This is a genomic window from Acaryochloris thomasi RCC1774, assembly GCF_003231495.1.
Classification (GTDB): Bacteria; Cyanobacteriota; Cyanobacteriia; order Thermosynechococcales; family Thermosynechococcaceae; genus RCC1774.
Genome location: NZ_PQWO01000017.1, coordinates 11403 through 38361, shown reverse-complemented (window position 1 = coordinate 38361; position 26959 = coordinate 11403). Strand labels below are relative to the sequence as shown.

The 26959-nt window shown below is 50.0% G+C and carries 30 protein-coding genes and 1 tRNA gene; 19 read left to right on the top strand and 12 right to left on the bottom strand.

Annotated elements, in window-relative coordinates; translation table 11 throughout:
- Positions 1–84 precede the first annotated feature (84 nt).
- The 6 genes from rpsL (at position 85) to C1752_RS21125 (ending at position 5753) form a co-directional block, all read left to right on the top strand.
- Positions 85–465 carry a 30S ribosomal protein S12 gene (gene rpsL / locus C1752_RS21150; RefSeq protein ID WP_110988048.1) on the top strand — a complete coding sequence of 127 codons (381 nt, stop codon included), beginning with the start codon at positions 85–87 and terminating at the stop codon, positions 463–465.
- A gap of 143 nt (positions 466–608) precedes the next feature.
- Positions 609–1079: a 30S ribosomal protein S7 gene (gene rpsG / locus C1752_RS21145; protein ID WP_110988047.1), complete on the top strand. Its 471-nt coding sequence runs from the start codon at positions 609–611 to the stop codon at positions 1077–1079.
- A gap of 84 nt (positions 1080–1163) precedes the next feature.
- Positions 1164–3239: an elongation factor G gene (gene fusA / locus C1752_RS21140; RefSeq protein WP_110988046.1), complete on the top strand. Its 2076-nt coding sequence runs from the start codon at positions 1164–1166 to the stop codon at positions 3237–3239.
- 25 nt (positions 3240–3264) lie between these two features.
- Positions 3265–4494 carry an elongation factor Tu gene (gene tuf, locus C1752_RS21135; protein WP_110988045.1) on the top strand — a complete coding sequence of 410 codons (1230 nt, stop codon included), beginning with the start codon at positions 3265–3267 and terminating at the stop codon, positions 4492–4494.
- Positions 4495–4628: 134 nt separating this feature from the next.
- Positions 4629–4946 (top strand): 30S ribosomal protein S10, encoded by a 318-nt coding sequence (gene rpsJ / locus C1752_RS21130; RefSeq protein WP_110988044.1) that lies wholly within the window; start codon positions 4629–4631, stop codon positions 4944–4946.
- Positions 4947–5108: 162 nt separating this feature from the next.
- Entirely contained in the window at positions 5109–5753 is a 645-nt protein-coding gene (locus C1752_RS21125; RefSeq protein WP_110988043.1) for an LON peptidase substrate-binding domain-containing protein, read from the top strand.
- Here the strand turns inward: C1752_RS21125 and pheA are convergent.
- On the bottom strand, positions 5750–6607 hold the full coding sequence (pheA, locus tag C1752_RS21120) for a prephenate dehydratase (protein ID WP_110988042.1): 858 nt from the start codon (positions 6605–6607) through the stop codon (positions 5750–5752). The two genes, C1752_RS21125 and pheA, sit on opposite strands and share 4 nt — an antisense overlap.
- Before the next feature lie 151 nt (positions 6608–6758).
- On the opposite strand from pheA, the gene C1752_RS21115 reads away from it, so the two are divergent.
- The 3 genes from C1752_RS21115 (at position 6759) to C1752_RS21105 (ending at position 8786) form a co-directional block, all read left to right on the top strand.
- Positions 6759–8291, top strand: a complete 1533-nt coding sequence (locus C1752_RS21115) for a helicase C-terminal domain-containing protein (RefSeq protein WP_110988041.1) — start codon at positions 6759–6761, stop codon at positions 8289–8291.
- A gap of 83 nt (positions 8292–8374) precedes the next feature.
- Entirely contained in the window at positions 8375–8590 is a 216-nt protein-coding gene (locus C1752_RS21110; RefSeq protein ID WP_110988040.1) for a DUF2839 domain-containing protein, read from the top strand.
- A gap of 125 nt (positions 8591–8715) precedes the next feature.
- Positions 8716–8786 (top strand) — tRNA-Cys (locus C1752_RS21105).
- A gap of 320 nt (positions 8787–9106) precedes the next feature.
- Here C1752_RS21105 and C1752_RS21100 read toward each other — a convergent pair.
- From C1752_RS21100 to C1752_RS28550, 3 genes are all read right to left on the bottom strand, one after another.
- Complete coding sequence (locus C1752_RS21100) at positions 9107–10162, bottom strand: CobW family GTP-binding protein (protein WP_110988039.1); 1056 nt, start codon at positions 10160–10162, stop codon at positions 9107–9109.
- Between the two features lie 19 nt (positions 10163–10181).
- Positions 10182–10625 carry a SufE family protein gene (locus C1752_RS21095; RefSeq protein WP_110988038.1) on the bottom strand — a complete coding sequence of 148 codons (444 nt, stop codon included), beginning with the start codon at positions 10623–10625 and terminating at the stop codon, positions 10182–10184.
- Positions 10626–10783: 158 nt separating this feature from the next.
- On the bottom strand, positions 10784–10948 hold the full coding sequence (locus tag C1752_RS28550; protein WP_158535159.1) for a hypothetical protein: 165 nt from the start codon (positions 10946–10948) through the stop codon (positions 10784–10786).
- Between the two features lie 274 nt (positions 10949–11222).
- On the opposite strand from C1752_RS28550, the gene C1752_RS30490 reads away from it, so the two are divergent.
- Both C1752_RS30490 and C1752_RS21085 read left to right on the top strand, forming a co-directional pair.
- A complete protein-coding gene (locus C1752_RS30490; RefSeq protein WP_110988037.1) occupies positions 11223–11708 on the top strand; it encodes a zinc-ribbon domain containing protein in 486 nt (161 codons plus the stop codon).
- 310 nt (positions 11709–12018) lie between these two features.
- Positions 12019–12648: a GNAT family N-acetyltransferase gene (locus C1752_RS21085; protein ID WP_110988036.1), complete on the top strand. Its 630-nt coding sequence runs from the start codon at positions 12019–12021 to the stop codon at positions 12646–12648.
- Between the two features lie 217 nt (positions 12649–12865).
- Here the strand turns inward: C1752_RS21085 and C1752_RS21080 are convergent, their stop codons facing one another.
- Genes C1752_RS21080 through folE form a run of 5 tightly spaced genes read right to left on the bottom strand, consistent with a single transcriptional unit; the run spans position 12866 to position 16862 of the window.
- The gene (locus tag C1752_RS21080) at positions 12866–13603 is read right to left on the bottom strand and encodes a metallophosphoesterase family protein (RefSeq protein WP_110988035.1); all 738 of its coding nucleotides are present in this window, start codon (positions 13601–13603) and stop codon (positions 12866–12868) included.
- A gap of 25 nt (positions 13604–13628) precedes the next feature.
- On the bottom strand, positions 13629–14441 hold the full coding sequence (locus C1752_RS21075; protein WP_110988034.1) for a metallophosphoesterase family protein: 813 nt from the start codon (positions 14439–14441) through the stop codon (positions 13629–13631).
- Positions 14438–15214 carry a GTP-binding protein gene (locus C1752_RS21070; RefSeq protein WP_110988033.1) on the bottom strand — a complete coding sequence of 259 codons (777 nt, stop codon included), beginning with the start codon at positions 15212–15214 and terminating at the stop codon, positions 14438–14440. The genes C1752_RS21075 and C1752_RS21070 overlap by 4 nt, the downstream gene beginning before the upstream one ends.
- A gap of 4 nt (positions 15215–15218) precedes the next feature.
- Positions 15219–16199, bottom strand: a complete 981-nt coding sequence (locus C1752_RS21065; protein ID WP_110988032.1) for a CobW family GTP-binding protein — start codon at positions 16197–16199, stop codon at positions 15219–15221.
- A gap of 27 nt (positions 16200–16226) precedes the next feature.
- Positions 16227–16862 (bottom strand): GTP cyclohydrolase I FolE, encoded by a 636-nt coding sequence (gene folE, locus C1752_RS21060; RefSeq protein WP_110988031.1) that lies wholly within the window; start codon positions 16860–16862, stop codon positions 16227–16229.
- 143 nt (positions 16863–17005) lie between these two features.
- Here folE and thrS point away from each other — a divergent pair, with 143 nt between their 5' ends.
- The 5 genes from thrS (at position 17006) to C1752_RS21035 (ending at position 20839) form a co-directional block, all read left to right on the top strand.
- Complete coding sequence (thrS, locus tag C1752_RS21055; protein ID WP_110988030.1) at positions 17006–18856, top strand: threonine--tRNA ligase; 1851 nt, start codon at positions 17006–17008, stop codon at positions 18854–18856.
- Between the two features lie 60 nt (positions 18857–18916).
- Positions 18917–19402: a phosphoribosyl-AMP cyclohydrolase gene (gene hisI / locus C1752_RS21050; RefSeq protein ID WP_110988029.1), complete on the top strand. Its 486-nt coding sequence runs from the start codon at positions 18917–18919 to the stop codon at positions 19400–19402.
- Between the two features lie 35 nt (positions 19403–19437).
- Positions 19438–20079, top strand: a complete 642-nt coding sequence (locus tag C1752_RS21045) for a gamma carbonic anhydrase family protein (protein ID WP_315865272.1) — start codon at positions 19438–19440, stop codon at positions 20077–20079.
- A 111-nt stretch (positions 20080–20190) separates the two neighbouring features.
- On the top strand, positions 20191–20544 hold the full coding sequence (locus tag C1752_RS21040) for a type II toxin-antitoxin system RelE/ParE family toxin (protein WP_110988028.1): 354 nt from the start codon (positions 20191–20193) through the stop codon (positions 20542–20544).
- Positions 20522–20839 carry an addiction module antidote protein gene (locus tag C1752_RS21035; protein ID WP_110988027.1) on the top strand — a complete coding sequence of 106 codons (318 nt, stop codon included), beginning with the start codon at positions 20522–20524 and terminating at the stop codon, positions 20837–20839. Before C1752_RS21040 ends, C1752_RS21035 begins: the two co-directional genes overlap by 23 nt.
- Positions 20840–21140: 301 nt before the next feature.
- On the opposite strand, the gene C1752_RS21030 is transcribed toward C1752_RS21035, so the two are convergent.
- The 3 genes from C1752_RS21030 to C1752_RS21020 form a co-directional block, all read right to left on the bottom strand.
- Positions 21141–22394 carry a DUF3644 domain-containing protein gene (locus C1752_RS21030; RefSeq protein WP_110988026.1) on the bottom strand — a complete coding sequence of 418 codons (1254 nt, stop codon included), beginning with the start codon at positions 22392–22394 and terminating at the stop codon, positions 21141–21143.
- 301 nt (positions 22395–22695) lie between these two features.
- Positions 22696–22986, bottom strand: a complete 291-nt coding sequence (locus C1752_RS21025; protein ID WP_110988025.1) for a type II toxin-antitoxin system RelE/ParE family toxin — start codon at positions 22984–22986, stop codon at positions 22696–22698.
- On the bottom strand, positions 22986–23213 hold the full coding sequence (locus C1752_RS21020) for an addiction module protein (RefSeq protein ID WP_110988024.1): 228 nt from the start codon (positions 23211–23213) through the stop codon (positions 22986–22988). The genes C1752_RS21025 and C1752_RS21020 overlap by 1 nt, the downstream gene beginning before the upstream one ends.
- Positions 23214–23628: 415 nt before the next feature.
- Between C1752_RS21020 and C1752_RS21015 the strand changes: the two genes are divergently transcribed.
- From C1752_RS21015 to C1752_RS21005, 3 genes are read left to right on the top strand one after another with little or no spacing between them, the layout of a single operon-like run.
- Positions 23629–24021, top strand: a complete 393-nt coding sequence (locus C1752_RS21015) for a DUF1636 family protein (RefSeq protein WP_110988023.1) — start codon at positions 23629–23631, stop codon at positions 24019–24021.
- A gap of 20 nt (positions 24022–24041) precedes the next feature.
- The gene (locus C1752_RS21010; protein WP_110988022.1) at positions 24042–25163 is read left to right on the top strand and encodes an NAD(P)/FAD-dependent oxidoreductase; all 1122 of its coding nucleotides are present in this window, start codon (positions 24042–24044) and stop codon (positions 25161–25163) included.
- Positions 25164–25210: 47 nt separating this feature from the next.
- Positions 25211–26860 carry a nucleoside recognition domain-containing protein gene (locus C1752_RS21005; protein ID WP_110988021.1) on the top strand — a complete coding sequence of 550 codons (1650 nt, stop codon included), beginning with the start codon at positions 25211–25213 and terminating at the stop codon, positions 26858–26860.
- Positions 26861–26959: the final 99 nt, after the last annotated feature.

Sequence of the window (26959 nt, the reverse complement as noted above, 5' to 3'; positions counted from 1 at the left end):
TTGACAGTTGTAATTGGCAGGCGATATAGTCAGGGTTTGGTAAAATAATCACTACTGAGCATACGCTTGCTTCGATATTAATCCATGCCCACAATTCAGCAATTAATCCGTAATCAACGGCAAGAAATCCTGAAGAAGACGAAATCTCCAGCTTTGAAAAGCTGTCCCCAGCGCCGGGGCGTCTGCACACGGGTTTACACTACAACACCCAAAAAGCCAAACTCAGCTTTGAGAAAGGTTGCTAGGGTTCGTCTCACCTCCGGTTTTGAGGTGACAGCTTACATCCCAGGGATTGGACATAACCTTCAGGAACACTCGGTTGTGATGATTCGTGGTGGTCGTGTTAAGGACCTGCCAGGTGTGCGCTACCACATTATCCGAGGCACCTTGGATACAGCCGGCGTGAAGGATCGCCGTCAGAGCCGTTCTAAATATGGTGCTAAGAAGCCTAAGCCAGAGAAGTAAGCATTGCTTGCCCGTCAAGATAGATGTTTCGAGTCCTGGGAAAAGGTCTGGAAATAGGCTCTGAGATTAATTCCATCGAATTCTAGCCCTCTTCTATGGGTTAGTTGTTCAATCATTGTCCTGAAAGATTAAAGTAGGTCTCCATGTCTCGTCGTATTCGCGTCCAAAAGCGTCCCGTCCCACCTGATTCTGTTTACAACAGTCGATTGGTCAGCATGACTATTCGTCGTCTGATGACAAGTGGCAAAAAGTCGGTTGCCTCGCGCCTCCTCTATGACGCCATGAAAGTCATCGAAGAGCGCACCAATCAAGACCCCCTTGAGGTCTTTGAGACGGCGGTGCGGAATGCGACGCCACTGGTTGAAGTCAAGGCTCGACGGGTGGGTGGTGCAACCTATCAGGTGCCCATGGAGGTTCGCTCTGAACGTGGTATTGCGCTTGCGTTACGTTGGTTGGTTTCTTTCTCGCGTCAGCGTGGAGGTCGCTCGATGGTTAGTAAGTTAGCTAATGAGCTAATCGATGCAGCCAATGAGACCGGTGGTGCAATTCGCAAACGAGAAGAGACGCATCGCATGGCTGAAGCAAATAAGGCCTTCGCTCACTATCGCTATTAAAGCGGATTGAGGACAGGCATCAGTTGATTGAAAGATCCAGTGGAGCCTGGGTAAGTTAGCTTGCTCAGACGTAAGGAGAGAGCTGTGGCAAGGTCCATCCCCCTCGAAAAAATACGTAATATCGGAATTGCTGCTCATATTGATGCGGGCAAAACGACAACAACAGAGCGTATTCTGTTCTATTCCGGCGTGGTTCACAAGGTGGGAGAGGTTCACGATGGCAACACCGTGACGGACTGGATGGATCAGGAGCGAGAGCGGGGAATCACGATCACAGCTGCGGCTATTTCAACAACTTGGAAAGACCACCACATCAATATCATTGATACGCCGGGACACGTTGACTTCACCATTGAGGTGGAGCGCTCGATGCGCGTGTTAGATGGCGTGATTGCTGTGTTTTGCTCTGTGGGAGGAGTGCAGCCCCAGTCAGAGACGGTGTGGCGACAGGCTGAGCGTTATTCAGTACCTCGGGTTGTGTTCGTCAACAAAATGGACCGCACGGGAGCCGATTTCTTCAAAGTTTACGATCAGATCCGTGAGCGGCTGAGAGGAAATGCGATCGCAACTCAAATTCCCATCGGTAGCGAAGACAACTTTCGCGGAATCGTTGACCTCGTCAGAATGAAAGCCTTCATCTACAACAACGATGAAGGCACCGATATTCAAGAGACAGAGATTCCCGCCGAAGTCAAAGATCAAGCTGAAGACTATCGCACCCGTCTGGTGGAGAGCGTCGCTGAAGCCGACGATACGTTGATGGAAAAGTATTTAGAAGGTGAAGCACTCTCTGAAGAGGAGATTACCGTGGCGCTGAGAAAAGGTGCCATTGCAGGCACCATGATTCCCATGCTGTGTGGTTCTGCCTTTAAGAATAAAGGTGTGCAGCTCCTGCTAGATGCCGTCATTGATTACATGCCCTCCCCCATAGAAGTTCCCGCCATTCAGGGGCACTTAGAAGACGGGAGTGAAGCCGAGCGTCCTGCTGACGACAATGCACCGCTGTCGGCCCTAGCCTTCAAAGTCATGACTGATCCCTACGGTCGCCTCACCTTCCTCAGGGTTTATTCTGGTGTCTTAACGAAAGGCAGCTACGTCCTCAACCCAACCAAAAATAAAAAAGAGCGGATTGCTCGCTTGATCATCATGAAGGCAGACGATCGTATCGAAGTCGATGAACTCCGGGCAGGCGATCTAGGTGCAGCTCTCGGTCTCAAAGACACCTTCACAGGCGAAACACTGTGCGATTCCAAATCTCCAATCATCCTGGAATCTCTTTTCATCCCTGAACCCGTTATTTCGGTGGCCGTTGAGCCTAAAACAACCCAGGATATGGACAAGCTCTCCAAAGCGCTGCAGTCCTTGTCTCAGGAAGATCCGACCTTCCAAGTCAGTATCGATCCCGAAACCAATCAGACCGTGATTGCAGGGATGGGTGAACTCCACCTTGAAATCTTGATTGATCGGATGCTGCGGGAATTTAAAGTACAGGCTAATATTGGTGCGCCACAGGTCGCCTATCGCGAGACCATCCGCAAAGCTGTAGAAGCGGAAGGAAAATTTGTGCGTCAGAGCGGCGGCAAAGGTCAATATGGCCACGTTGTGATTCAGCTCGAGCCGGGCGAGCCAGGGACAGGCTTTGAGTTTACATCCAAGATTACAGGGGGAGCAATTCCCCAGGAATTTATTAAACCTGCAGAGCAGGGTATGAAAGAAGCTTGTGAATCTGGTGTCTTAGCGGGTTATCCTCTTATAGATGTCAGAGTGACCCTGATTGATGGGTCGTATCACGATGTGGACTCTTCAGAGATTGCCTTCAAGATTGCCGGTTCCATGGCCATTCGAGAAGGTGCCCTCAAAGCATCACCCGCTCTTTTAGAGCCGATGATGAAAACTGAGGTCGAAGTCCCCGAAGAGTTTTTGGGGCCTGTCATGGGAGATTTAATCTCTCGCAGGGGCCAAATTGAAGGACAGGAAGTGACCCAAGGGCTGTCTAAGGTCACAACCAAAGTTCCTTTGGCAACCATGTTTGGGTATGCCACGGATATCCGGTCTATGACCCAAGGTCGAGGTATCTTTTCTATGGAGTTTAGCTGTTATGATGAAGTACCTCGGAGTGCGGCTGAACCAATCATCGAAAAAAACAAAGGGTACGCATAGATCATTGAAAAGGAATAGTTGATTCATGGCACGCGCAAAGTTTGAAAGAAACAAACCTCACGTCAACATTGGCACCATTGGTCACGTTGACCACGGTAAAACAACACTGACAGCAGCCATTACTATGTCTCTGGCAGCAGAGGGTAATGCGAAAGTCAGAAAATATGACGAAATTGATGCTGCCCCTGAGGAAAAAGCTCGCGGGATTACCATCAATACCGCCCACGTTGAGTACGAGACCGATGGTCGTCACTACGCTCATGTTGACTGTCCTGGACACGCTGATTATGTCAAAAACATGATCACAGGCGCAGCTCAGATGGACGGTGCGATTCTGGTTTGCTCCGCTGCCGATGGTCCTATGCCCCAGACCCGTGAGCACATCCTGCTCGCCAAGCAGGTCGGTGTCCCTAGCCTCGTTGTTTTCTTGAACAAAGAAGATCAGGTTGACGACGAAGAGCTGTTAGAGCTAGTCGAACTAGAAGTTCGTGAACTGCTCTCTGAATATGACTTCCCTGGCGATGATATCCCCATCGTTGTAGGTTCTGCCCTCAACGCAGTGGAAGCCCTCACGTCAAAAACTGACCTTAAAAAGGGTGATGACAAGTGGGTTGATAAGATTTTAGCCCTCATGGACGAAGTGGATGCCTACGTTCCTACACCTGAACGTGACGTTGACAAGCCATTGCTGATGGCTGTTGAAGACGTTTTCTCAATTACAGGTCGAGGAACCGTTGCCACAGGTCGAATCGAGCGCGGCGTCGTCAATGTTGGCGAAACTGTGGAAATCGTGGGCATCAAGGATACAAACTCTACTACCGTTACGGGCGTAGAAATGTTCCAGAAGACTCTGGATCAAGGGATGGCTGGCGACAATGTAGGCCTACTCCTTCGCGGTGTTCAAAAAGAAGATATTGAGCGGGGCATGGTTATTTCCAAGCCTGGTTCGATTACGCCTCACACCAAGTTTGAGTCTGAGGTCTACATCCTCAAGAAAGATGAGGGTGGCCGTCATACGCCTTTCTTCCCTGGTTATCGTCCCCAGTTCTACGTTCGTACAACTGACGTAACCGGAACCATTGATGCTTTTACGGCTGATGATGGTAGCTCGGCTGAAATGGTCATGCCCGGTGACCGCATCAAAATGACAGTTGATCTGATCAACCCCATCGCCATTGAGCAAGGAATGCGCTTTGCGATTCGTGAAGGTGGTCGTACTGTTGGTGCTGGCGTTGTCTCCAAAATCCTCGCTTAAAACCAGGTACTGAAGAGAGCTGCTGGAACCTGTCCAGCAGCTTCTTTTTGTCTTAATCGCATCAGGCCAAAAATTATTGGGAGGCACAATCCCGTGTTTTCCCCTGAACCTAGAAAATAAAAGAGAACAGACCTATGGCAACCTTAGATCAGCAGAAAATCCGGATTCGACTAAAAGCTTTTGACCACAGACTTCTTGATACCTCCTGCGACAAAATTGTCGAAACGGCAAAGCGTACGAATGCGTCGCCTGTTGGTCCTATCCCCTTGCCTACCCGCCGTCGCATCTACTGTGTGCTTACATCACCTCACGTTGATAAAGATGCTAGAGAGCATTTTGAGACCCGAACCCATCGCCGCATCGTTGATATCTATCAGCCTTCACCCAAGACAATTGATGCACTCATGAAGCTAGATCTGCCTGCCGGAGTCGATATTGAAGTCAAGCTCTAGGTCTCTTGTTGCGGTAGTCGAAACGGCGGAAAGATCGGCAGAAACTGAGTTAGGACGTTAATTAGGGAGGAACTCAGTTGTTCTTCCTGAGACTTACTAAGCTAGATGGGCTAGAGTAAGAAATACTAATTTTCAACGCGTCAACATATCTGCATTTCGGCAATGGCTTTTCCTTCTTCGCTCGCAGTTAGAGAACTTCCTCTCTTTCCTCTTCCTGAGGTTGTTCTATTCCCCAACTGTCCCCTGCCTCTTCATATTTTTGAGTTTCGCTATCGGATCATGATGAACACGATCCTAGAGAGCGATCATCGGTTCGGTGTCCTCATGTGGGACCCAGAGCAGGGGCAAGCTGCAGCCGTTGGTTGCTGTGCTGAAGTCATTCGCTATGAGCGTCTTCCTGATGACCGGATGATGGTTCTTTGTCTCGGTCAACAGCGGTTTCGTGTACTTGATTATGTGCGAGATAAGCCCTATCGAGTGGGTTTAGTTGAATGGATTGGGGATACGTCAACGCAAACGGATCTACAGCCGTTAGCCTCTGACGTTAAGCAGCTATTTAAAGATGTTGTGGGTTTGTCGGATAAGCTCACAGATCAAGAAACTGAACTTCCTGATGATATTCCTGAACAGGCCACTCAGCTGTCCTACTGGGTCGCTAGCAAATTTCATGGAGCAGCGCCTGAACAGCAGGCTCTTTTAGAGATGCAGGACACACAACTGCGGCTAGAGCGAGAGACCGAAATTCTGACATCCACACGGAATCATTTGGCAGCCCGAACGGTTTTGAAGGATACGCTCAATTCTTAGCTGATCGTGACTAGCGGGTAGCTCCCAAAACTTTTCAGCACCTCTGTTGATGCTTGAAGCTGCTCCAAAGCAGAGTGGAAAGTGGTTTGCTCCGCACTGATTTCTGCGTCAATAAAAAATACGTAGTCCCCCATTGATCGTCGGCTGGGTCGAGATTCGATGCGGCTCAAGTTGATACTGCGCTCTGCAAATATCTGGAGGGTTTTGAGTAGTGCTCCTGGTTGGTTGGCGGGCAAGCTGAAAGCAAGTGAGGTGTAAGTTTGATCTGTTTCAATCACGGGAGGTAGGTCTGCAGTTTTTTGCTGATTGATTACCCAAAAACGCGTGCAGTTATCTGGGTGGTCTTGAATGGTGCGTTGAACGATAGGTAGCTCATAGAGCTGGGCTGCCCGCTCAGAAGAAATAGCCGCGGCTGACGGATCTGCCTGGACGTATTGGAGAGCTTCTGTTGTCGAGTTGGTCGCAATCGCAGTTGTTTGAGGCAGGTTAGTGGCTAGCCATCTTTGGCATTGCCCCAACGCTTGAGGATGTGAGTAAACTGCTTTAATTTTTTGCAGATTAGGAGTTTGAGCAATCAATACGTGTCTGATGGGTAAGACCAAAGCCTGACGAATTTGGAGGTCGGAGCATTGCCATAAAGTGTCTAGTGTTGTGGCAACGCTACCCTCAATTGAATTTTCGATGGGAGCAATCGTTAGATGGGTCTCTCCCTGGGCGGTTGACTGGATTGTACGGGCAATACTGGCATAGGGACGCAATGTCGTAGACGGCGTGGAATGTAAGTCTAGATAGGCGAGTGCGGCTTGCTCAGCATAGGTTCCAGGAGGACCTAAATGGGCGATTGACAGTGTCATAAATCCACCGGGCTGTTTTTGTTAGTGTATCGGTGCAGTGTTCAGTTCTTAAAGCTTCGCGACTAGGAATGCTGAGTTATTTCTACCTATCAGCTTCTGGGATGGACTATGCCACAATGAAGGTCATGCCGTTACCGTCAATGGGTTTATTTTGCTTGAGGTAGACGTCCACCAGCAACTACATGCTTTTTTGCGTGATCAGGGAGAAGTTCGCTGGCCCCACCACTTGTCTGTGGCCCGACTGGTCGCCCGAGCTTTACGCCTTCAGCGGAGCGCTCTCATCCAGGTGAGTGCGGCAGCTCGGTATCGGGGGCATTATCGCTGTAGCTATCTTGTACCTCTATTGCTGTGGCCTGATCCTGTTGTACTGGTTACTCCTGCTGCTGTTCAGCAACGGCTTTTACAGATAGATATTCCTAAGTTGAGTGAGTGGCTGGGGTTTAAAAAGCCGGTTTGCACTGTGCAGCAGTGGCCCGGGCCTCACTTTAGCGGTCTCCTTATTCTTTCGCCTCAGGAGTGGTTGGCACAGCGGTCTGATTGGACAATCGGATCTGGCCTAGTGCTGCTGGATGGGGTGGATGAACTAGAGAGCTGGACTCGCAAGCATTTAACGGTCTCCCTTGATTTGCAAGATTGGGAGCAGCTGCGATGGTGCTATCCTCATCAGACCCAGCTTCTGCGAGGTGCGCGCGCGCAGTTAACTCGCAGCATCTTTCAGCATCCGGTTAATCCCTATGGCTGTGCTTTATTGACCGAGGGTGAGCATCAAGTTCTTGAGCATCTGCATCACGATCTGCTGAGCTGCGACTTAAGCATGGGGCCTAAGTCTTGGCAACGTTTTTGGCAGCAGTATACTCGGCCGGATCAACTGCTTTGGACAGAGATCCATCGGCAGCAGGGATCGTTCACGCTTCACTGTGCGCCGATTGATGTTGAACCCTATCTACGGGCGATTTGGGAGCAGCAGACAACAGTGCTTTTCGGTGGAGGTGTGAACGTGCAAGCGAGCGCCCACCTCTATGAAAAAACGCTGGGGATCGAAGATGTAACCTGTGTTCAGTTTGGTGCGGATCGGCATACAGAGGCTATTCAGCTTTATATTCCCGATGGTTTACCCATGCCCAATACGCCTGAATTTCAGGCGCGAATCATGATTCAAATTCGTGATTTGTTGGCCCTTAGTCGAGGGCTAGGTCGGCCTACCGTCTTGGTAATTGATGACCTGCCTTTGAAAGCGCAGATTGCGGCTTTGCTGGCGGCTGAGTTTGGATCTCGGGTACAGGTTGAGACACCTGCTTTGGGCCAAGACAGCATTTTAGTCACGGGCTGGGACTACTGGCTGCAGGTGCAGCATCATGTTCCGGCTCCGCCTCTATTGGTGATTGCAACGCTGCCTATTCCATCATTGGAGGATCCGCGGGTGGCTGGGCGAGTGGCTTACTATAAGCGGCGGCGTCAAGATTGGTTCCGTCTCTATCTCCTGCCCCAGACGCTGAGAATGCTGCAAGATGCGATCGCACCTGCTCGTGAGCAGCAAGGCGTTGTTGCGCTTTTAGATGCCAGAGTTATACATCGTAGCTATGGTCAGCAGATTCTAGATGCGCTTAGTCCCTACGCACGGATTAATTACCTCGACTCAAGTTTATTTACACAGTCTGCCTTACCACTATTGGATCATGCCTAGGCTATTAAGATTCCACGAGTAACGTGACGGTGCTCCCTGATCGCCATTAGGATCAGTTGAGTAGCATTGATGAGGGCAAGAGGATGGGAGAATCAAAGCGACGCCAAGAGTCACAGGGTGAGCAGTATGGAAAAGATCCCAGGATTTTGCCCTGGATCCCCTTCTCCGAACAGCAGCTGATTCAGTTCTTTCGAGTGGCAAACAAGGGTGCCTGGGTTGGGATTGGGATTGTAGTGATTGCTTGGGTGATCTTGCGCTTCATCGGTCCCCTCTTGGGTTTATGGGAAGTTCAATATTGATTAAGGGCTAGCCACAATGAATCTGTACTGGACAGAGAGAAAGGTAGACGGTATAGTTATCAACTACCGTGTCTTTACTCTTCTCTAGTTGGCAGAGACTTTTGACACGTCCTTCAGGAAATGATGGTGGCATAGCCAAGTGGTAAGGCAGGGGCCTGCAAAGCCTTTATCCCCAGTTCGAATCTGGGTGCCACCTTTAGATAAGACTAATGCTGTAAGCCAGTTACGGCGGTTTTAGTAATGATGTCAGATTGTTCCGGGTTGACGACAAGAAACCTTTCCACCAAAGTCCCGCATCACTCATAAAACCAAGCCCTACCAACAGCGGTTGCCTCTCGGATTGCCGGTCAATGTGGCAGGACGGCATGGCTCGCTTAAGGAGTGATTACTAAAATGTAATTTCATTTTCCTTCAGACGCCAGAGGCTCCGGCACCCGATTTAGTGGCGGCTGGGATAAATCCTGACTGGCTTCCATAACGCATTGGAAAGGGCACTATGTTTTGCCGAGGTGTGTCTTATTGAGCCAAGCAGTCTTGAAGTTGTTGCCGTAGTGCCTGTGTATCTAAATCACGGCCAATCAGCACTAGCTGTGTTCTCGGTGTGGTGGGCCAGTCATCGGAGTCCATCGTGTAGCGCTTGCCACTGAGCTGAAAGATGTAGCGCGGGGCAACCGCCTCAAACCACAAAAATCCCTTGGCCCGAAAGACGTTCTCTGATAACTGTTCCGTCAGCCAAGTTTGAAATTTTTCAAGTTCAAAGGGACGATCGCTCTCAAAGGCCACCGATAAAAAACCATCGTTGGCAAGGTGGTCAGAGTGATGATGATGATCGTGGCCGTGGTGACCGTGGCCGTGATGATCATGATCATGATCGTGGGCAGTTTCGCTGAGAGCTTTCGCTTCTGCGGCATAGCGATCAGGGCGAAACAGATCGGTCTCTAAAATTAACGGTAGCGGGACTTGGCTGTGTTGCGATCGCAATATCCGCGCCCCCCACTTCTGCTCACGAATCCACTGCTCTAAATCTTCTACCTGCTGCTCTGGGGCTAAGTCAGTCTTATTGAGGACAATAATGTCACCATAGGAAACCTGGTTCAGGGCTGCTTCACTCTTAAAATGCTGTGGGGAAAAGGTTTCAGCATCCACTAACGTCACGATGGAATCGAGGTGGGTTAAGTCCCGCAGCGGCGGACCCACAAAGGTGAGGGCCAAAGGCAGCGGATCTGCCACCCCCGTCGTTTCAACAACCAAGTGATCCACCTTCTCGTCCCGCTCCAAAATGCTGTAGACCGCTTCGACGAGATCATCATTAATGGTGCAGCAGATACAGCCATTGCTTAACTGCACCATATCTGATTCCACAGAAATCAAGAGCTGGCTATCAATATCGATATCGCCCAACTCATTCACCAACACCGCCACTTTCAAATCCTGGCAATTATGGAGAATGTGATTGAGCAGCGTGGTCTTGCCGCTGCCGAGGAAGCCCGTAATGATCGTGACCGGCATCCCTCGCTTGGGCAGTTGCAGATCGGTTTGCGGCAGGGCTTGTTGAATGGGCGATTGAATCATGGGTTGACTCCGTCTGCGGTTAATGATTTTGCTCTGGGGGCATGAGCTGCAGCGCTAATCGCTGCAGAGTCGTGAAAATGTTGTAGAACCCGTTGCTGCGTGACGGGGTAAGGCTAACGTTGAGGCCGGTCTGTTCAATAAAGTTTGGGGTGAGCTGCACAATTTGTTCGGGCGGCAATCCATTGAGACCTTCAATCAGCAGCCCCACCAACCCTTTGGTGATTTGAGCGTCGGAGTCCCCTTGAAAGTGAACCCCGCCGTCGGTCGAAGTGGCAGTGAGATAGACCTGGGACACGCAGCCCACGACCTTATTGCAGGGCTGTTTATCAGCTTCTGGGAAGGGGGGCAATCGCTTGGCGAACCAGAGCAGATATTCGTATCGCTGCTTGGGATCAGAGGTCTGCTCGAAGCGCTTCACAATTTTGGCAAGGGCGGGGGGGAGAGGGGTCGTCACCATAGACATAGCGCCTGGAGTGCAGGTGTATCGTTAAAATGATAATGATTATCATTCACTATATCAAGAGGCGGCATTGTGTTGAAACTTAATTCAGGGTGAGGAGCCTGTGAGATAGCGGTTCCCAGTCTTAAGAATCGCCAAGATGGTTTCTCAGCACAGTCTATTTAGGAGAATAAGGCTTCAAACCCTAGCCTGTTCATAAAATCTGGGAGTGGTTGTGCGATCGCAATCGGTGAGAGGTGCGATCGTTCGAGCGTCAAACACAGTGGTTTCCGATGCAATGGGTGCTCATGAATGGTCTGAACTTCGAGTTCGAGAGATGGACTCATGACTTAATTGACAGGAAAGCTGCCAATACCCTATAGGCAGAGCTTTGCGCTCTTGGATCTCTAGTCCTTATGGCGAAAGTTTGCGCGGATGTGGTCAAAGAGAGCTGACAAGTTGGATAGGGACAGGGATTCTTGAAAGCTTTACGGGGAAAGGCATATCAATCTTAAGATTCCCAAACGGGGTGGCTTGATGGCAGTAAACTACTGGATAATGCCCTCAGAGTCGGAGTTATCAGCCGCTATCCGTAGAATTTAGTAGTTATCCGCCTCAAGGATGCACATGGACTCCTTTGGCGAAACCAGTTCGGTAAACATGCCCCGACATTTCTTCTGGGAATGCTTGCACCTCAATCACGATTCTGCAGTACGTGCTGATGTGTCTCGCCAAAACTACTCGGTGTGCCCACGCCATTGGTATGTCGATGCCACATTCAAATGTTCTCGCTGCTCCGAGAAGTTTTGCTTCACCGCCGCTGAGCAAAAACGATGGTACGAACAACTCGGTTTCTACGTCGATTCATATGCAAAAAACTGTCCTACGTGTAGACATGACGATCGTAAAATGAAATCGCTTCGACAAGAATACGATCGTGCCATAGCATCAACACTTCAATCAAAGGATGTCGAGACGAAAAAACACATGGCTGGCGTCATCGACGAACTGTATTCTTATAACACTGACCTGCCCGTGAAAATTCACGCGAACCGCAAAGTTCTTGGTCGACAAATCACTCGAATCACAACTCAGACCGACGTATAACAAAAAAATGTACCGGATCGCGAAGCCGGGTATATTCAAATGGAGAATCACTTGTCGCGACCCGGTGATTTTGGACGTTAGGGCTTGCTGAAAAAGTCTGAGCCAGCTAAATAGACCCTGAACCCTCTGTAAACTCGTTCTCAAAATCTCTTTTTTTGAGAGCTTTGGATTTCCACGTACAAAGCTAAATCGGCTATAACGTCGAGGATGCACAACTTGACCGTGCACTCCCTGTCAACCTTATCGGCTGTAATGACTGTATATCAACGGTTCTTGCTTTTTTAGGAAGCTTTAGTTAGGGCATCAAACTATGCATCGTTCTGATGTGCTCCAGTTACATTCATCGCAGATTGAGAATGCCAGTGAAATTGCCGCGAATGCATTGATCGCTGATCCGGTATTTAGCTACTTAACACCGGATGATCCAGAACTGCGATTTCAGGCTTTAAGTTGGCTGACAAGTCAATTAATGGTTTACTGCATTCAATATGGGCATGTCTACACGACATCAGACTTTCAAGGAGTAGCGGCTTGGTTGCCGCCATCAGGAGAATTCTCTACCAATCTACTCCAACAATTAAAGATGGCGCTTCAGGTTCAGTTGTATAAGTTGCCAGTGAAGGTAGGTTGGAATCGATTGGCACGATGGCTAAATATGTTGTCTGCAATCGAAAGAGTTCAGCAACAAGATATGGGCAATTCTCCCTATTGGGATTTAGGGCTGATGGTTGTGCAACCAGAGAGTCAAGGACAAGGGATAGGGACTCAATTACTACGGCCTATTTTGTGTCGAGCAAGTGATGAGGGGCTTCCTTGTTCTGTCGTCACGGCGACAGAGTTAGCCGTGCGGTTTTACCAGAAAAATGGGTTTGAAATCGCGCGTAAGCAACAACTTACAACTGATGCTCCGCCATTTTGGATACTCAAGCGTAATCCATGACCAGCGTACTACTTGATCAAGATTGGTGTTGTAGAACCTAGAAATCTCGTTGCAGCAGTTTGCCAAACGTTTAGGGTGGAGTAATCGTATTTTTTACCTGCTGAACGACAATGTTGAGTCTCTGTTCTGGGTTGTGGCAGTCGATGTAGTGTCATCTCTGAGCGTTTAAAGCAATAAGCGATCGCACCTGCACCGAGTGTCATCTCTCATGACGCTCCTATGCGCTTTGCAGGGCAAAGCCCTTGGCTTTACTATATTTCACGGTCTTGAAGGTAATGTGATTATTGGCAGGATTATAAAGTGTATAGGTGGCTTGTCCCAATGTGCGCCCCACGCTGCCAACGCCGACAATGCGTCGGGGCGTTCGATTTTGCGTTTGAGGAGCCTGTGTTCCATCTAAGGTCATGACGGTGGAGCATAGATCACTTGGTTCGATCCAGCATTCAAAGGCTAAGCCTGAACGTCCACAGAATAGATTGTTGGCATCAGCGCGAATCAGGCGATCGCACAATTGAATCGCGGGCGTCTCCGGCGTGAGTTCATCGGCGTAGCCCACCGTGCTGCCGTGAATCAAGAGACAGTCGAGTTCGTGAAACCCAAAGTGAAGCGATCGCATCCAGTCCACCGCCTCCCGTGATACTGACTCCCAGAGGTGCTGCACAGCGTCGGCCCCCTCTTGCTCTATTAACTCTGGCGCATCGGGCAATCCGCCCAACCCGTACAAATTAAAACACTGCTCTTCCCACCAGCCGATACAAACCTGGGGTTCTAATTCCCCGGCGCGCGGAGACTGAAGCCGCCGCATCACAGCCCGGTTGTCGCCCTTAAGTCCCACAATATCTCCTAAGACATAGAGGTCCGTTACCGGATAGCGCTGTCGCCGGATATCGGCCAGCACCGCCTCATATGCATCGAGATTACCTTCTATCCCGCTTAAGATAGCCCACTGTTCCATTCTTCACCTCCTTAATTGGGGCCAGCTACCGCTGACACACATGACTAGGATCATCAGCCCGTTCTGCAAACTCCATCCCCCGCGCCAATCGCCATGCAAAAATAGGCGGTAAGCCCTGCTCAATAATGGCTAAACAGGTTTTTGTATAGTCGTAGGGCACTTCTCGGAGTGTGACCTGTGCCGTCTCTGTGTCATAGAGAACATAGGTCGCATTGGGTCGTCCGTGGCGAGGCTCTCCCACCGATCCGGCATTGATAATCCGCTTCAGGGAAACCGTGGACTGCTGCTGTGTTTCTTCTTTTCCAGGTTGATGAACCCGCATCGAAAGTTTGCCATCGGCTAGATCACGCACGTAGGGGACATGGGTATGACCGCAGAACAAGACATCTGCCCCGGTGGATAAGACCCGTTCTAGGGCGGCAAATCCGTCCATGCTGGGGAGTAGATATTCATGCTGACTGTTGGGGCTACCGTGAACAAAGGCCAGATTTTCAGATTGCAATGTGATCGGCAGACTTGCTAAATACTCCCGCACCTCTGGATGAACGACTCGGTCCGTCCATTCATGGGCTTGCTTCCCTCGCTTTTCTGCTAACTGTGAAGGATAACTACAGTCACAGGCATTGAGGCCATCGACAATATCTTCGTCCCAGCAGCCCTGACAGGTGGGAATATCGAGGGAACGAATCATCTCCACCACTGCGTTGGGATGGGGACCGTAGCCCACCAGATCGCCGAGACAGTAAATCTGATCGGTTTGCTGGCGATCGATATCAGAGAGCACGGCATTGAGTGCCTCAACGTTGCCATGAATACAGGAAATCACTGCGAGTTTCATACAGAAACAGCCTCCTCGACTGGCTCTAAGGTCTTGTATTGCTGTTGATAATAGGAGAGCGTCTCATCTGCCAAGCTGCTATCCAATAGGGTCTGAGCAATGATCTCTTGCTCTAGGTTGTCGCCGATCACCTCAACGCCGCTGTAGCGATGGGGGCGTCCCTCTAGCCAACGAGGTATATTCAGTTCGGTATATTCGATGCCCTCTAGCCCTGCTACAAAATCGATGCTAAGGGCTTGTCCATCGGGCATCTCAAAAATGCCTTTTAAGCGATGGACTTTACCGTAGGCTCCCCCTGCTATTTCAGTCAACACGACCTCTAAGCTAGGGGGATCAAAGACCTGTCCCTGTAGAGGCGTATGCCATAGCTCAGGCGGCTTGGCTACATCAGGAGTCGCAATATCGTTGCCCAGACAAATTTCATCGGCCCATTGATGCCATTCAGAGTCTTGGAGATCAGGGGGGAGCACTGCAACTTGATGGCAGGGCAAAGCGCTGAGAAATGGTGAGTCTAAATTCAGGTGAAAGCCCAGCTCTAGGTAAACCACCGCCTGGTCTGGCAGTGCGGTGAGTGCCTGCTGTATTTGGCTCTCAGGAATCACCTGCACCCAGGGAAAGGTATAGCCAATCCGCATCAGATCTACGGAAACGTTGCCTAACCCCGGATAGAGATAAAACAAGGGAGCCGTTTCATCTTTGAGAAATTGTTTAATCCAGGTGGTTTTACCACTGCCAGGGGGACCAGAAACGGCGAGAAAAGAGGGAGTACTCATAAAATCAATGGGTCAAGGCTAAACACTGCTGGAGCTGTTGCTGTAATTGTTCTGAATCTAAGTTGCGACCGATACACACCAGTTGATTTTTGGGCGGCTGAAACCAAGATTCATCCTGAAACTGGCTCCGCTTACCGCTCAGTTGAAACAGATGCCTGTGGGGGCTTTCTGTAAACCAAAGAACGCCCTTGGCCCGAAAGACATCTGCAGGTAACTGGTAGTCCAAAAACTGCTGAAATTTTTTGAGCACGAAGGGGCGATCGCTTTCAAAGGGCACGGCAACAAAGCCATCGTCTTGTATATGCAGGGTGGCTGGCGCAGCACTTGCTTCTCTGTCACCTGAGAAGAGTGCCACATCGAGAACACTCGATAACGGGACTTGACCATAGGTCATGGGTAGGACCCTTGCTTGGGGCTTAAGGCGCTTAATTTCAGCCTCTAAATGACTGAGCTGTTTGTCCCCTACGAGATCGGCCTTGTTGAGTAAAATAATATCTCCGTACTGGATCTGACGGAGGGCAGTCTGACTCTGGAAGTGCTCAGCGGTAAACGTTTCTGCATCTACCACCGTTAGCACCGCATCGAGGCGAGTCAGGCTCCACAGCTCACTGACCCTAAAGGTGAGCATGATGGGATAGGGGTCTGCCACACCCGATGTTTCTAGGAGAATCGCCTCTAAGCCCTGCTTGCCTGCAGCTTTTTGCATGTGGTCGTAGGCTAACACCCGCCTCAGCGCCCTTAGAAAGTCCTCCTTGACCTGACAGCATACGCAGCCGTTCTTGAGGGAAACAATGTCTTCATCAACGGCCACTAGAATTTGGCTATCAATATCAATGGCCCCAAATTCGTTGACAAACACAGCCACGCGCCGACCGCCAAGATGCCCCAACAGATGATTGAGCAGGGTGGTTTTACCGCTGCCCAAAAATCCCGTGATCATCGTGACGGGCAGGCGTTTTTCAAACTGTCCAGGGAGGGGGAGCATCGCTCAGTCCTGAATAAGAGAGTTTCATTAACGAATTGCAGCGGAATGAGCAACCAGATTGAAAAACTCTTGGCGGGTACGGGCATCACCGGCAAACGCGCCCCGCATGGCGCTCGTCGAGGTCCAAGAGCCAGGTTTTTGTACCCCCCGCATCACCATGCACATATGGGTGGCTTCGACAACGACGGCCACACCTTGGGGCTTGAGCAGTCCCTGCAAGGCATCGGCAATCTGGGCGGTCAACCGTTCTTGCACCTGTAGCCGCCGAGCGTACATCTCACAAATGCGGGCAATTTTAGAGAGGCCAATAACTTTGCCGTTGGGAATATAGGCAACATGGGCTTTACCCAAAATCGGCAGAATGTGATGTTCGCAGGAACTAAACAGGTCAATATCACGCACTAAGACCATCTCGTCTAAGTTCTCGGAAAAGACGGCCCCATTGAGCAACTCATCCAGGGACATTTGATACCCGGAGGACAGAAATTTTAAAGATTTGACGACTCGCTTGGGGGTATCTCGCAGCCCCTCTCGATCAGGATCTTCCCCCATGCCCAGCAACAATGTGCGGACGGCGTCCTGCATTTGTGCTTCCGAAACGATGGGTTTAGCCTCAGTGGCAATAGTATCAGGCACAAACGAGGGCATCGAAGACAGGGTCATACAAACTCCTAACGTAGAAAGGGATATAGGGAACTCCGAAGTCCAGTCGATTTCAATACAGAAGCAAACTGGAGACTGGCAAGTATAATGATAATCATTATCATATTCATGGGCAACCCATTGCCGTTATCTCTAATCCCTCTATGTCTACCGTTTCTCGTACGCTGTCAGCGCCTAATTCCACCGAACAGCTACAGCGACTTCGCCACACCTGCGCTCATGTGATGGCTATGGCGGTGCAGCATCTGTTTCCTGAGACAAAGGTGACGATTGGTCCAACGACTGAGACAGGTTTCTACTATGACTTTGACCGTGCCCAGGCTTTTACGCCAGAGGATCTGGATGCGATCGCAACTCAGATGCGGCGCATCATCAAGGCCAATTTGCCCATCATCCGCGAACAAGTGGATCGCGATCAGATGACGGCTGAACTAGAACAGTTGCAAGAACCCTACAAATTAGAAATATTGGCCCAGATTCCTGCAGAGGAAGCGATTACCCGCTATTTCATTGGCAGTCCTGACACAGGCCGGACACAGCATCCAGAGGCGGAAGCCTCGCTGATTGCTCCGTTGTCAGTGGCCCCTGATGAATTTTGGTGGGATCTGTGCTCGGGTCCCCATCTCAACAGTACAGGCGAGCTGCATTCAAAGGCATTCATGCTCGAAAGTGTCGCTGGAGCTTATTGGCGTGGCGATGAAACCCAAGCTCAACTGCAGCGGATCTATGGAACCGCCTGGGAAACTCCAAAGCAGTTAAAAGCCTACCTACACCAAAAAGAAGAGGCTCAGCGCCGAGATCACCGTCTTTTGGGAAAGACACTGAAGCTGTTCAGTATTGAAGAGGCTGCTGGAGGGGGGCTGGTCTTTTGGCATCCTCGCGGGGCCAGGATTCGCCACATCATCGAAGACTACTGGCGGCAGGCACATTTAGCAGCAGGGTATGAGCTACTCTATACGCCCCACATCGCCAATCTTGATCTCTGGAAAACGTCCGGCCATTTTGAGTTCTACCGCGACAGCATGTTTGATCAAATGGCGGTGGAAACTCAGGATTATCAGATCAAGCCGATGAACTGCCCCTTTCATGTGCTCACCTACCAGCATGAACTCCACTCCTATCGAGAGTTTCCCCTACGGTGGGCCGAGCTGGGAACGGTCTATCGTTACGAACGCTCCGGGACACTGCATGGACTGATGCGGGTCAGGGGCTTTACTCAAGATGACGCCCACGTCTTTTGTCTGCCTGATCAGGTGGCGGATGAGATTTTGGCCGTCCTGAATCTCACCGAAAAGGTGCTGTCTGACTTTGGCTTTAGCGATTATGAAATCAACCTCTCAACCCGGCCTGACAAATCCGTCGGCAGCGATGACATTTGGGACTTAGCCACCCAGGCATTGAGCACAGCCCTGGAGCGTAAGGGTTGGGATTACCTCACGGATGAGGGCGGCGGCGCGTTCTATGGTCCCAAAATCGATCTGAAGATTCGAGATGCGATCGGGCGGCTGTGGCAATGTTCCACCATTCAAGTCGATTTCAACTTGCCAGAGCGCTTCGAGATGGAATACGTGGCCGCAGACGGATCACGGCAGCGCCCGATCATGATCCATCGAGCCATTTTTGGATCGCTAGAGCGGTTCTTTGGCATCTTGATCGAGAACTATGCCGGGGATTTCCCGCTGTGGTTAGCGCCGACGCAGATTCGATTGCTAACCGTCAGTGATGCCCAGCAAGAGTATGCCTTTGAAGTCTTAAACCAGCTTACGCAGAAAGGCTGGCGAGCTGAGGTCGATAGGAGCGGCGAGCGTCTAGGGAAACAAATTCGTTTGGCTGCCCTAGAAAAAATTCCTGTTGTGGCGGTCGTGGGCAAGCGAGAAGTGGAAAACCAGACCCTCAGTATTCGCACCCGACAGGCAGGAGAGCAGGGACCGTTAACGCTCTGTGACCTGTACGAAAAAATGCAGTCAGCCATTGACGCTAAACAAAAGATTTAGATCAGGAGAACTGATGAAAGCTGTATCTGTTTCCATCCATCGTGATCACCGAGGTTTACCATGACGACTCTATTTGCGGATCGCACCTGTGTAGAAGCTGTCGAAGAAGGCACGTCCCTCGCGCCCAAATTTAATCAAGCGGGCTTAATTCCTGTTGTGACAACCGATGCCCAGACAGGCGAACTATTGATGCATGCCTATATGAATCAGGCCGCCTTGGTCAAAACTATCGAAACCGGAGAAGCCCATTACTACAGCCGCAGTCGTCAGACCCTCTGGCACAAAGGCGCGACCAGTGGCTTGATCCAATACGTCCAGCAATTGCTGATTGATGATGATCAAGACTGCCTTTGGATGCGGGTGACTGTTGCAGACTCTGGAGCCAGTTGCCATGTGGGGTATCGATCTTGTTTTTATCGTCAAATTCCTTTGGGAACGGAAGCGGTGAGGGAAAACTATCCCATTACATTGACCTTTACAGAAACCGCAAAAACCTTTGACCCTCAACTGATCTATGGGGATACCCCCAATCCGACACAGCTTTGATGGGTTCACTTGAATTTAAACCTGTGGAGTAAAAAATGCCCCTACGCCAGCAGCCTTCGCCCCCGACACCTTGGGATCGAGGGCTAGACCAACCCCAAATGGATCCGTCAGCTTACGTGCATCCCTCGTCAAGTTTGATCGGAGATGTTCGCTTGGGTCAACAGGTATTGATTGCACCCGGCACTTCCATTCGAGCAGACGAGGGCATGCCCTTTTATATCGGTGCGAACACCAATATCCAGGATGGTGTGGTTATTCATGGCTTAGAACAGGGGCGGGTCAGAGGCGATGATCATCAGCCCTATTCGGTCTGGATTGGCGAAAATACCTGCATTACCCACATGGCCTTGATTCACGGACCTGCCTATATTGGTAATGACTGCTTCATTGGCTTTCGATCAACAGTGTTTAATGCCAAGGTGGGTGATCATTGTGTTGTGATGATGCATGCGCTGATCCAAGACGTGGAGATCCCAACCGGGAAATATGTCGGATCAGGGGCTGTCATTATCCATCAAGCTGACGCTGATCGGCTACCCGATGCCAAGACCGTCGATCATCAGTTTTCTCATCACGTAGTGGAAGTCAATCGAGCCTTATTGGCGGGCTATCACTGTGCAGATGATTCTGCCTGTATTGCTACACTGCACGAAGGCCATAGGGCCGCTAGGTCTTGAACAACAGCCAGCCCGTCAGCAGAAGAATGAGGTTGAGTGCGATCTCACCAATACAGGATTTACATTCGATAAGATTTAGTAGTGTACTGTGGTACGCACTCTGATAGAAGCTTGTCCAACTCCTCACTACCGAAACAGATCCTTGTCTATGCAGACGCATTAGGTCAAGAGCCTTTCAGCCAATGGCTTACAAGTCTTCGGGATACGGTGGGTCGCAAGCGGATCTTGAGTCGTCTACGTCGTCTCGAACAAGGTAACTATGGTGATTGCAAAGCTTTAGGGGGTGGAGTCTATGAACTCAGACTATTCTTCGGGCCTGGATATCGAGTTTACTTTGGCGAAAATGGCCCAACGCTCGTCATTTTGCTTTGTGGCGGCGACAAAAGTACTCAGAATCTTGATGTTAAAACGGCTCAAGCTTACTGGAAGGAGTATTTAACCAATGCGACAACTGAGAACCCTTGATCAGCTAGAAGCTGAATATTTCCAGCAACATCCTGAAGAAATAGATGAATATCTCTCTATTCTCTTTGAAGACTATGCTCAAGATGGTGATATCGGAGCTTTGCTTGCGTCTCTACGAACCATCGCCCGAGCAAAGGGGATCACCGCAACTGCTGCGGCTGCGGGGATGTCACGGAAAGGATTGCAAAAAGCGCTATCAATCGAGGGAAGTCCAAAATTTGAAAGTGTGAATGCTATTCTCAATGCCCTGGGATATCGATTGACTCCTGAAAAGATTTCTGTTGCGAAGTGCTAGCAATCTGCACAGCTTTGACCAAGAGTTTTATCTATGCTATCGATCCGTCGTTATGCATGTTGTCGTAAGCAACTTGTTCAAGATAGCGATCGCGTTTTCCGCCGACATCAACCACAACACTTGGTCACTTAATTGAGTTTTTGGATGGCTGATATCTAACGTTTTGGTACAGACGCAAAAATTTCACATAGCGGAATTTTCGTCTGCTGCAACCGCTTATTAGAGCTGGCCTGCGCTCGATCTCGTGAGTATCCAATGTGGACTGATTTCTTTGCGGTTGTTCTAGACACCATCTTTATCTCTAAATAGCCTGTGCTTTGATTGAAGTCATCGTTTCTTCTGACGCGAGTTCACTGACAAGAAAGTTCACCCAGTGCTTGGAATAGAGATAGCCATCGAATCCCTCGATAAAGCTACAGTATTTCCCTCGAAAGCCCTTTTGCAGCTCACGAGGTCGAGCTTTATAGTACTTCCAAGACTTCGTGTGCATGGTCATATTGAAGCTCGCTCTTTTTTCCCTTACAAGTTCAATAACTTTGGTCGGTCTAAGCTTGTAGGGATTTTCAATTCCCTTTATGAAGGCCACCCCTTGTTCATAGTTAGCAAGTTCGTCTTCAGACAATTCGTTGACGTTGATAAATTCGATAGCAATATCGCTGCTTGTTGCATGATTTCCAAGTTTTGGAACGAGGAATGCTCGAATACGGTATTTCTGACTCTGGACAACCTCATCGTCGAGATCGTTCCGGTACGTTTCCATGTACTCCTTAACTACTCTGTAGTTCTCCTTCTGTAGCTGCTTTAGTGTGTCAATCTGTGCCTGCTCAGAAATTCTACTAAGCTGCATGGCAATCGCCAGATCTGCTATCAGAGCGTGTTCATCACCAAACTCTTGTACGAGGAGATCTTCGAAGTTCGCCAGTGCAGCCTGACACTCCCCAGCGACCGCAAGGTCAATAGCTGGTAGACTCCGGTGTTCAATTTTGTTCCTAAGCCCAGTTAGGAAGCGTAGGTTAGCTGCGACTGGGCTTGTTACTCCTTTCCAATATTCACGTACACACTCTGATAACTCCCAGACTTTCTCGTCTCCGTCAATAAGTACTGGATGTCCGCCTGCATCAAGATGCGAGCAACAGATTCCCCGTTTCTCGAATATCGCATGAAACAATGCAACATAGGCGACGACAATATTTACAATGAACCCATACGTTTTGAATTTAGTGAATGGATTGTTGTATACGGAGACAGCAAGCAAGGCGAATTCCCTTGCTTTATGAATCAGCATTCCCCTCGTGGAAAGGTCGGTAGTTTGTTGAAGCTTTTGAGAATGAAGAGCCTGAAAATCTTCTTTGCTTAGAAATAATATAGCTTCGCTTGAATACTGATCTCCATCCCTTTCTAAATACTGATGCCAACGCTTTGATAAATAATTTTTGCATGTTACGACAGCCCACCCGGTTGCTTCGGATAGTTGTTGAACAGTAAAGGATTCGTCTTGCTTCTCCTTGGCCACCAAGAATTCGTATGCTAGGTCGACTTTGGTATATCGGCCCATTCCTGCTCTCCAATTGAAGCTCTAACTACGATTATATGGATGGTGGTTGATAAATCCGGTTGGAAGGATATTATCTGCCAAGAATCGGATGACTCCGAGATAAGGGCATTATCAATCAGAAGTCGTATAAATCTGGCCCTAAGGTTATCATTCTGTGGTTCACTGTGTTTCAAATAAACGGCCTTTCTTAGGCATCAGGTTTACTTGGCGTGGAACGTTAGGTGACTGTGCGGGCAATTCTGGCTTTTATTAAGCGGGGACGATGTGTACAGGGGGAACCGTGGAGCAAGTGAGGTGGTCTTTACGATTCCAAACGATCTTGCCAATAATTGGGATCTCTACGACAACTCATGACTGCGGCAATTACGACTCTATCTGAAAAGACTCGATACAAGATGGCATAGGAAAACTTGGGGGTCAAATAACGACGAATCTCACCTTGAACAACCGGCCAGCGTTCTGGTGCTGAAATAACCCGAAATATTGAACTTTCTATGATGTCGATGAAATCCTGATGCCGGTCTTTTTGGGCAAAAAACTCTACAGCCTCTGCATATTCTTGCAGGGCTGCTGGGTGGAATTCATATTTCATTACCCTAAGCGTTGCCGAACCTGTGCTAAAGCAATATCTCCGGGAATAGCTTGGACTGCACCGCTCTCAATCTCAGCGATGCGGTCTTGAGCTGTCTGGATTCCCTGGCTCAAAACGTCCCGGTCAACTCGCTCTTCCATGCTTTCCACAACTTTGTCTATGAGGACTGCTTTGTCTGTATCGGGTAAGGCAGTCGCCTCTGAAATAAGCTGATTCAAAGTTAGCATGAGATCTTTCGCACTTAGGAGCTAGCCTGATCCTAGCATTCAAAAACTAACGGGCCATTTCGCACACTACCTGCATCGCATGGCAAAGTGACATTCACAATCTGATCCAGATACTACGCCAACACCTCTCCCATCAACGGATAGGCCGTAATATCTGTCTTAGCAAATCGCTCAGCAGCAGAGCCAAGCTAAGTGCGATCGCAAATCTCAGCCCCTCGCATCCGCAACAAAAACTGTGCACCCTCCTCGCTATTCAAACTCAGAGGCGCATCTGCTATCAGGTTGTGAGAGCAAGAAAGTCGGGTGGCTAAAGACAATGAGAATGATTATCATTTTTAAGTATAGGATTTTGTACAAACGGTTCAATCCATTCCGGGTGGATAATCTCGCTAGCGATCACCCATAGCGTTTCAGTATGGCAGTGCCCATTATGGCTCAACACGCTCTATTCGTCTGTCGGTCCTGTGTCTTCTCGCGTACCCAACGAGACTACGTAGGACAACGCGGTGGCTATCACCTGCTCAGCAATTTACTGCGGCTTCAGGAGCAGTGGCCCCTCCCCCTTGAGTTCAAGATCGAAGCGGTGAACTATCTAAGTGCTTGCGATCGCTCCTGCACCATTGCCCTAGCAGCAGCAGGGAAAACCACCTTAATGTTTGGTGACATGCTGCCTCTGCACAGTGCGGCAGCCGTTTTGCAACTGGCCCACCAATATCACTCCAGCTCAGATGGTATCGTTCCCCGTCAAAGTCGTCCAGAGTCAATGCAGAAGGGGATTTTAGCAAGGATTCCCTGTCCTAGCCTGTAATCGTATCCGAACAATATTCCATGACTCAATCAACTTCTTTCTATGATGTCGTGATCGTCGGTGCTGGACCTGCTGGGGTGGGTTGCGCTGTTGCGTTGCGGGAGCTGGGCCTGGACAACTTTATCCTGGTGGATCGGCTGCAGGTGGGAGCCTCCTTTAGCCGCTGGCCAGTGGAGATGAACTTGATTACCCCCTCGTTTCCGAGTCATGGTTTTGGCCTACTCGACCTCAATGCCATCACCCTGAAAACATCTCCAGCGCTCGCCTTTCGACGAGAGCATATCAATGGCCAGCAGTATGCGCTCTACCTACAAACAGTGGTGGATCACTTCCAGTTGCCTGTGCAGACAGAAACAGATGTTTTAGCAATTGAACCCCTCTCTCAGTGTCGCGGGTTCATTCTAAAAACTTCTGGCGGGGACTTCACAACCCAGTTTGTGATCTGGGCCGCTGGAGAATTCCAATACCCAAAGTTAAATCCATTTTTGGGCGCAGACCACTGCATTCACAATTCCCAGATTCGCTCTTGGTCCAATTTGCCAGGGGATGAATTTACGATCATCGGCGGCTATGAAAGTGGTATGGATGCCGCGACCCATTTAGTCGCCTTAGGGAAAAAAGTCAGGGTTTTAGATCGGACTGGGGTGTGGGGTAGCCAGGAGACGGATCCGAGTGTTTCATTGTCACCCTATACGCTGCAGCGCCTGAGGTTGGCCCATCAAACGGGCCGTCTCGAACTGCTCAGCAATGTCTCCATTGGCGAAGTCAAAAAAATGCCAGGGGGCTATGCCGTCTACAGCGAATACCAGAAATGGCTGACGGTGCATCCCCCCATTCTCTGTACGGGTTTTGAGACCAGCTTGAAGCAAATTGCCCCGCTGTTCCACTGGTCGGAGAATCATGCCGTCTTGAACGAGCAAGATGAGTCTACCCGCACCCCTGGTCTGTTTGTGGTTGGCCCTTCAGTGCGTCATCCTGGTCTGATTTTTTGCTTTATCTATAAGTTCCGGCAGCGGTTTGCGGTGGTGGCCCATGCGATCGCCCTCCGTTTAGGCATTGATCCTGCGCCATTAGAAACCTACCGCCAGTCAGGACTGTTTCTAGATGACCTATCGTGCTGTGACAACGACTGTATCTGCTAAGGCCCTGCTGAAAAATTGTAGATTGCCCTGTTCTCTTGCTGCCTGCCATGCCCCTGCTTACCCCTCCAGTCCAGCGCTCTATCGTCGTTATTGGTAAAGAGAATACGGGCAAATCTCAACTGATTGCCGCCCTGACCGGATGTTCGCCCTATAGCAGCAACTTTCGCGGTTCTACTATTGCCTGTGAAACCTATGTCAGAGATGGGATGACCTTTGTGGATACGCCCGGTATTTTGTACCGCTCTGATCGAGCCACAACGCAAGCGGCCCTGGCGCAATTACAAATCCATGACGTTGTGCTGCTGGTGGTTAAAGCAACGCATGTTGATGAAGATCTGGCGGATTTATGGCCTTTGGTTGCAGGGAAGCTCGGCATTGTTGTGATCACGTTTTGGGATAAAATTGCGAGTTCTGGGTTCACCCATTCGGTTGTTCGTGACTGGAAGCAGGCTTCTCATTTAGAGTTTATGCCGGTGAACGCGAGAAATTTGACCCGCACGCAGCGTCATGAAATAGTCGCAAGTCTCTCTGCACCGTCGGCCTTTCCTTACCAATGGCAACCGCACCCTGCCGGATGGCGGATTGAACCCCAGCCCACCATTTTGGAGCATCCGCGCGTCGGTTGGCTCGTTGCGATTTTGCTCCTTTTTTTGCCTGCCATGCTGGCGGTTGGGTTTGCCAATCGCTTTGCTGCGATCGCCGATCCCCTAGTGCAATGGCTGATCAAGCCCCTCATCGACGCTCTGACGGGCTTACTCCCTCTACCTGAAGCCATGCTGATCGGACGCTACGGCTTGCTGACGATGGGGCCGCTCCTGTTTGTCTGGGCTGTGCCAACGGTCATTCTGTATGCCCTATTTCTGGGCACTTACAAAGCCAGTGGCTTGGTCGAACGGATCACAGTCGCTCTGCATCCGCTGTTGCGCCCCTTTGGCCTATCTGGCCGGGATCTGGTGCGAGTCATGATGGGGTTTGGCTGTAACGTCCCAGCGGTGATCAGTACCCGTGCCTGTTCTAGCTGCGCTCGCAAAACTTGCATCTCGGCGATCGCCTTTGGCTCAGCCTGTTCCTATCAATTGGGGGCCACGCTGGGGGTGTTTAGTGCAGCCAACATGCCCTACTTGGCGATTCCTTACCTGGTTTATCTGACTTCAACAACCTTAGTCTACACACGCTTGATTGCGCCCAAGTCGGCTCGCTCTCTTCAGAACAGCCTGATGATTGAACACCGTACCTTTTTAGAACGGCCACGCCTAGTCGCGATCTGGCGAGAAGCCCAAGGAACCCTCTACCAGTTTTTTACGACTGCGATTCCCATTTTTGTCGCCATTACCTTAATCGCATCCGTTTTAGACGAGTGGAATCTCCTGACTGCTTTGGCAACCATTCTTCATCCCCTGATGGGCATCTTTCATCTCCCGTCGGATGCTGCTTTACCCATAATCCTGGCCTCTATTCGTAAAGATGGCCTGCTACTCTTTGCTGAGGTTGATACCCTCTCGGTCCTCACACCGCTACAAATTCTTACAGGGGTCTATCTGGCCGGTGTATTGTTGCCTTGCCTCGTCACGGCCCTCACCATTGCCCGCGAACAGTCACTCCGGTTTGCACTAATTTTGATGGGGCGACAGGCTGTGGCTGCGATGGTTTTTTCCCTGGTATTGGCATGGGCAGGGTACTGGATTGAGCGTACATGATCCAAACGGTACCAAAACCGAAAGTCTGGCGGAGAATACCCTTCTTACCAGAGTTATCAGCCGCTATTCGTATAATTATAGTTATCCGACTGAAGTTCA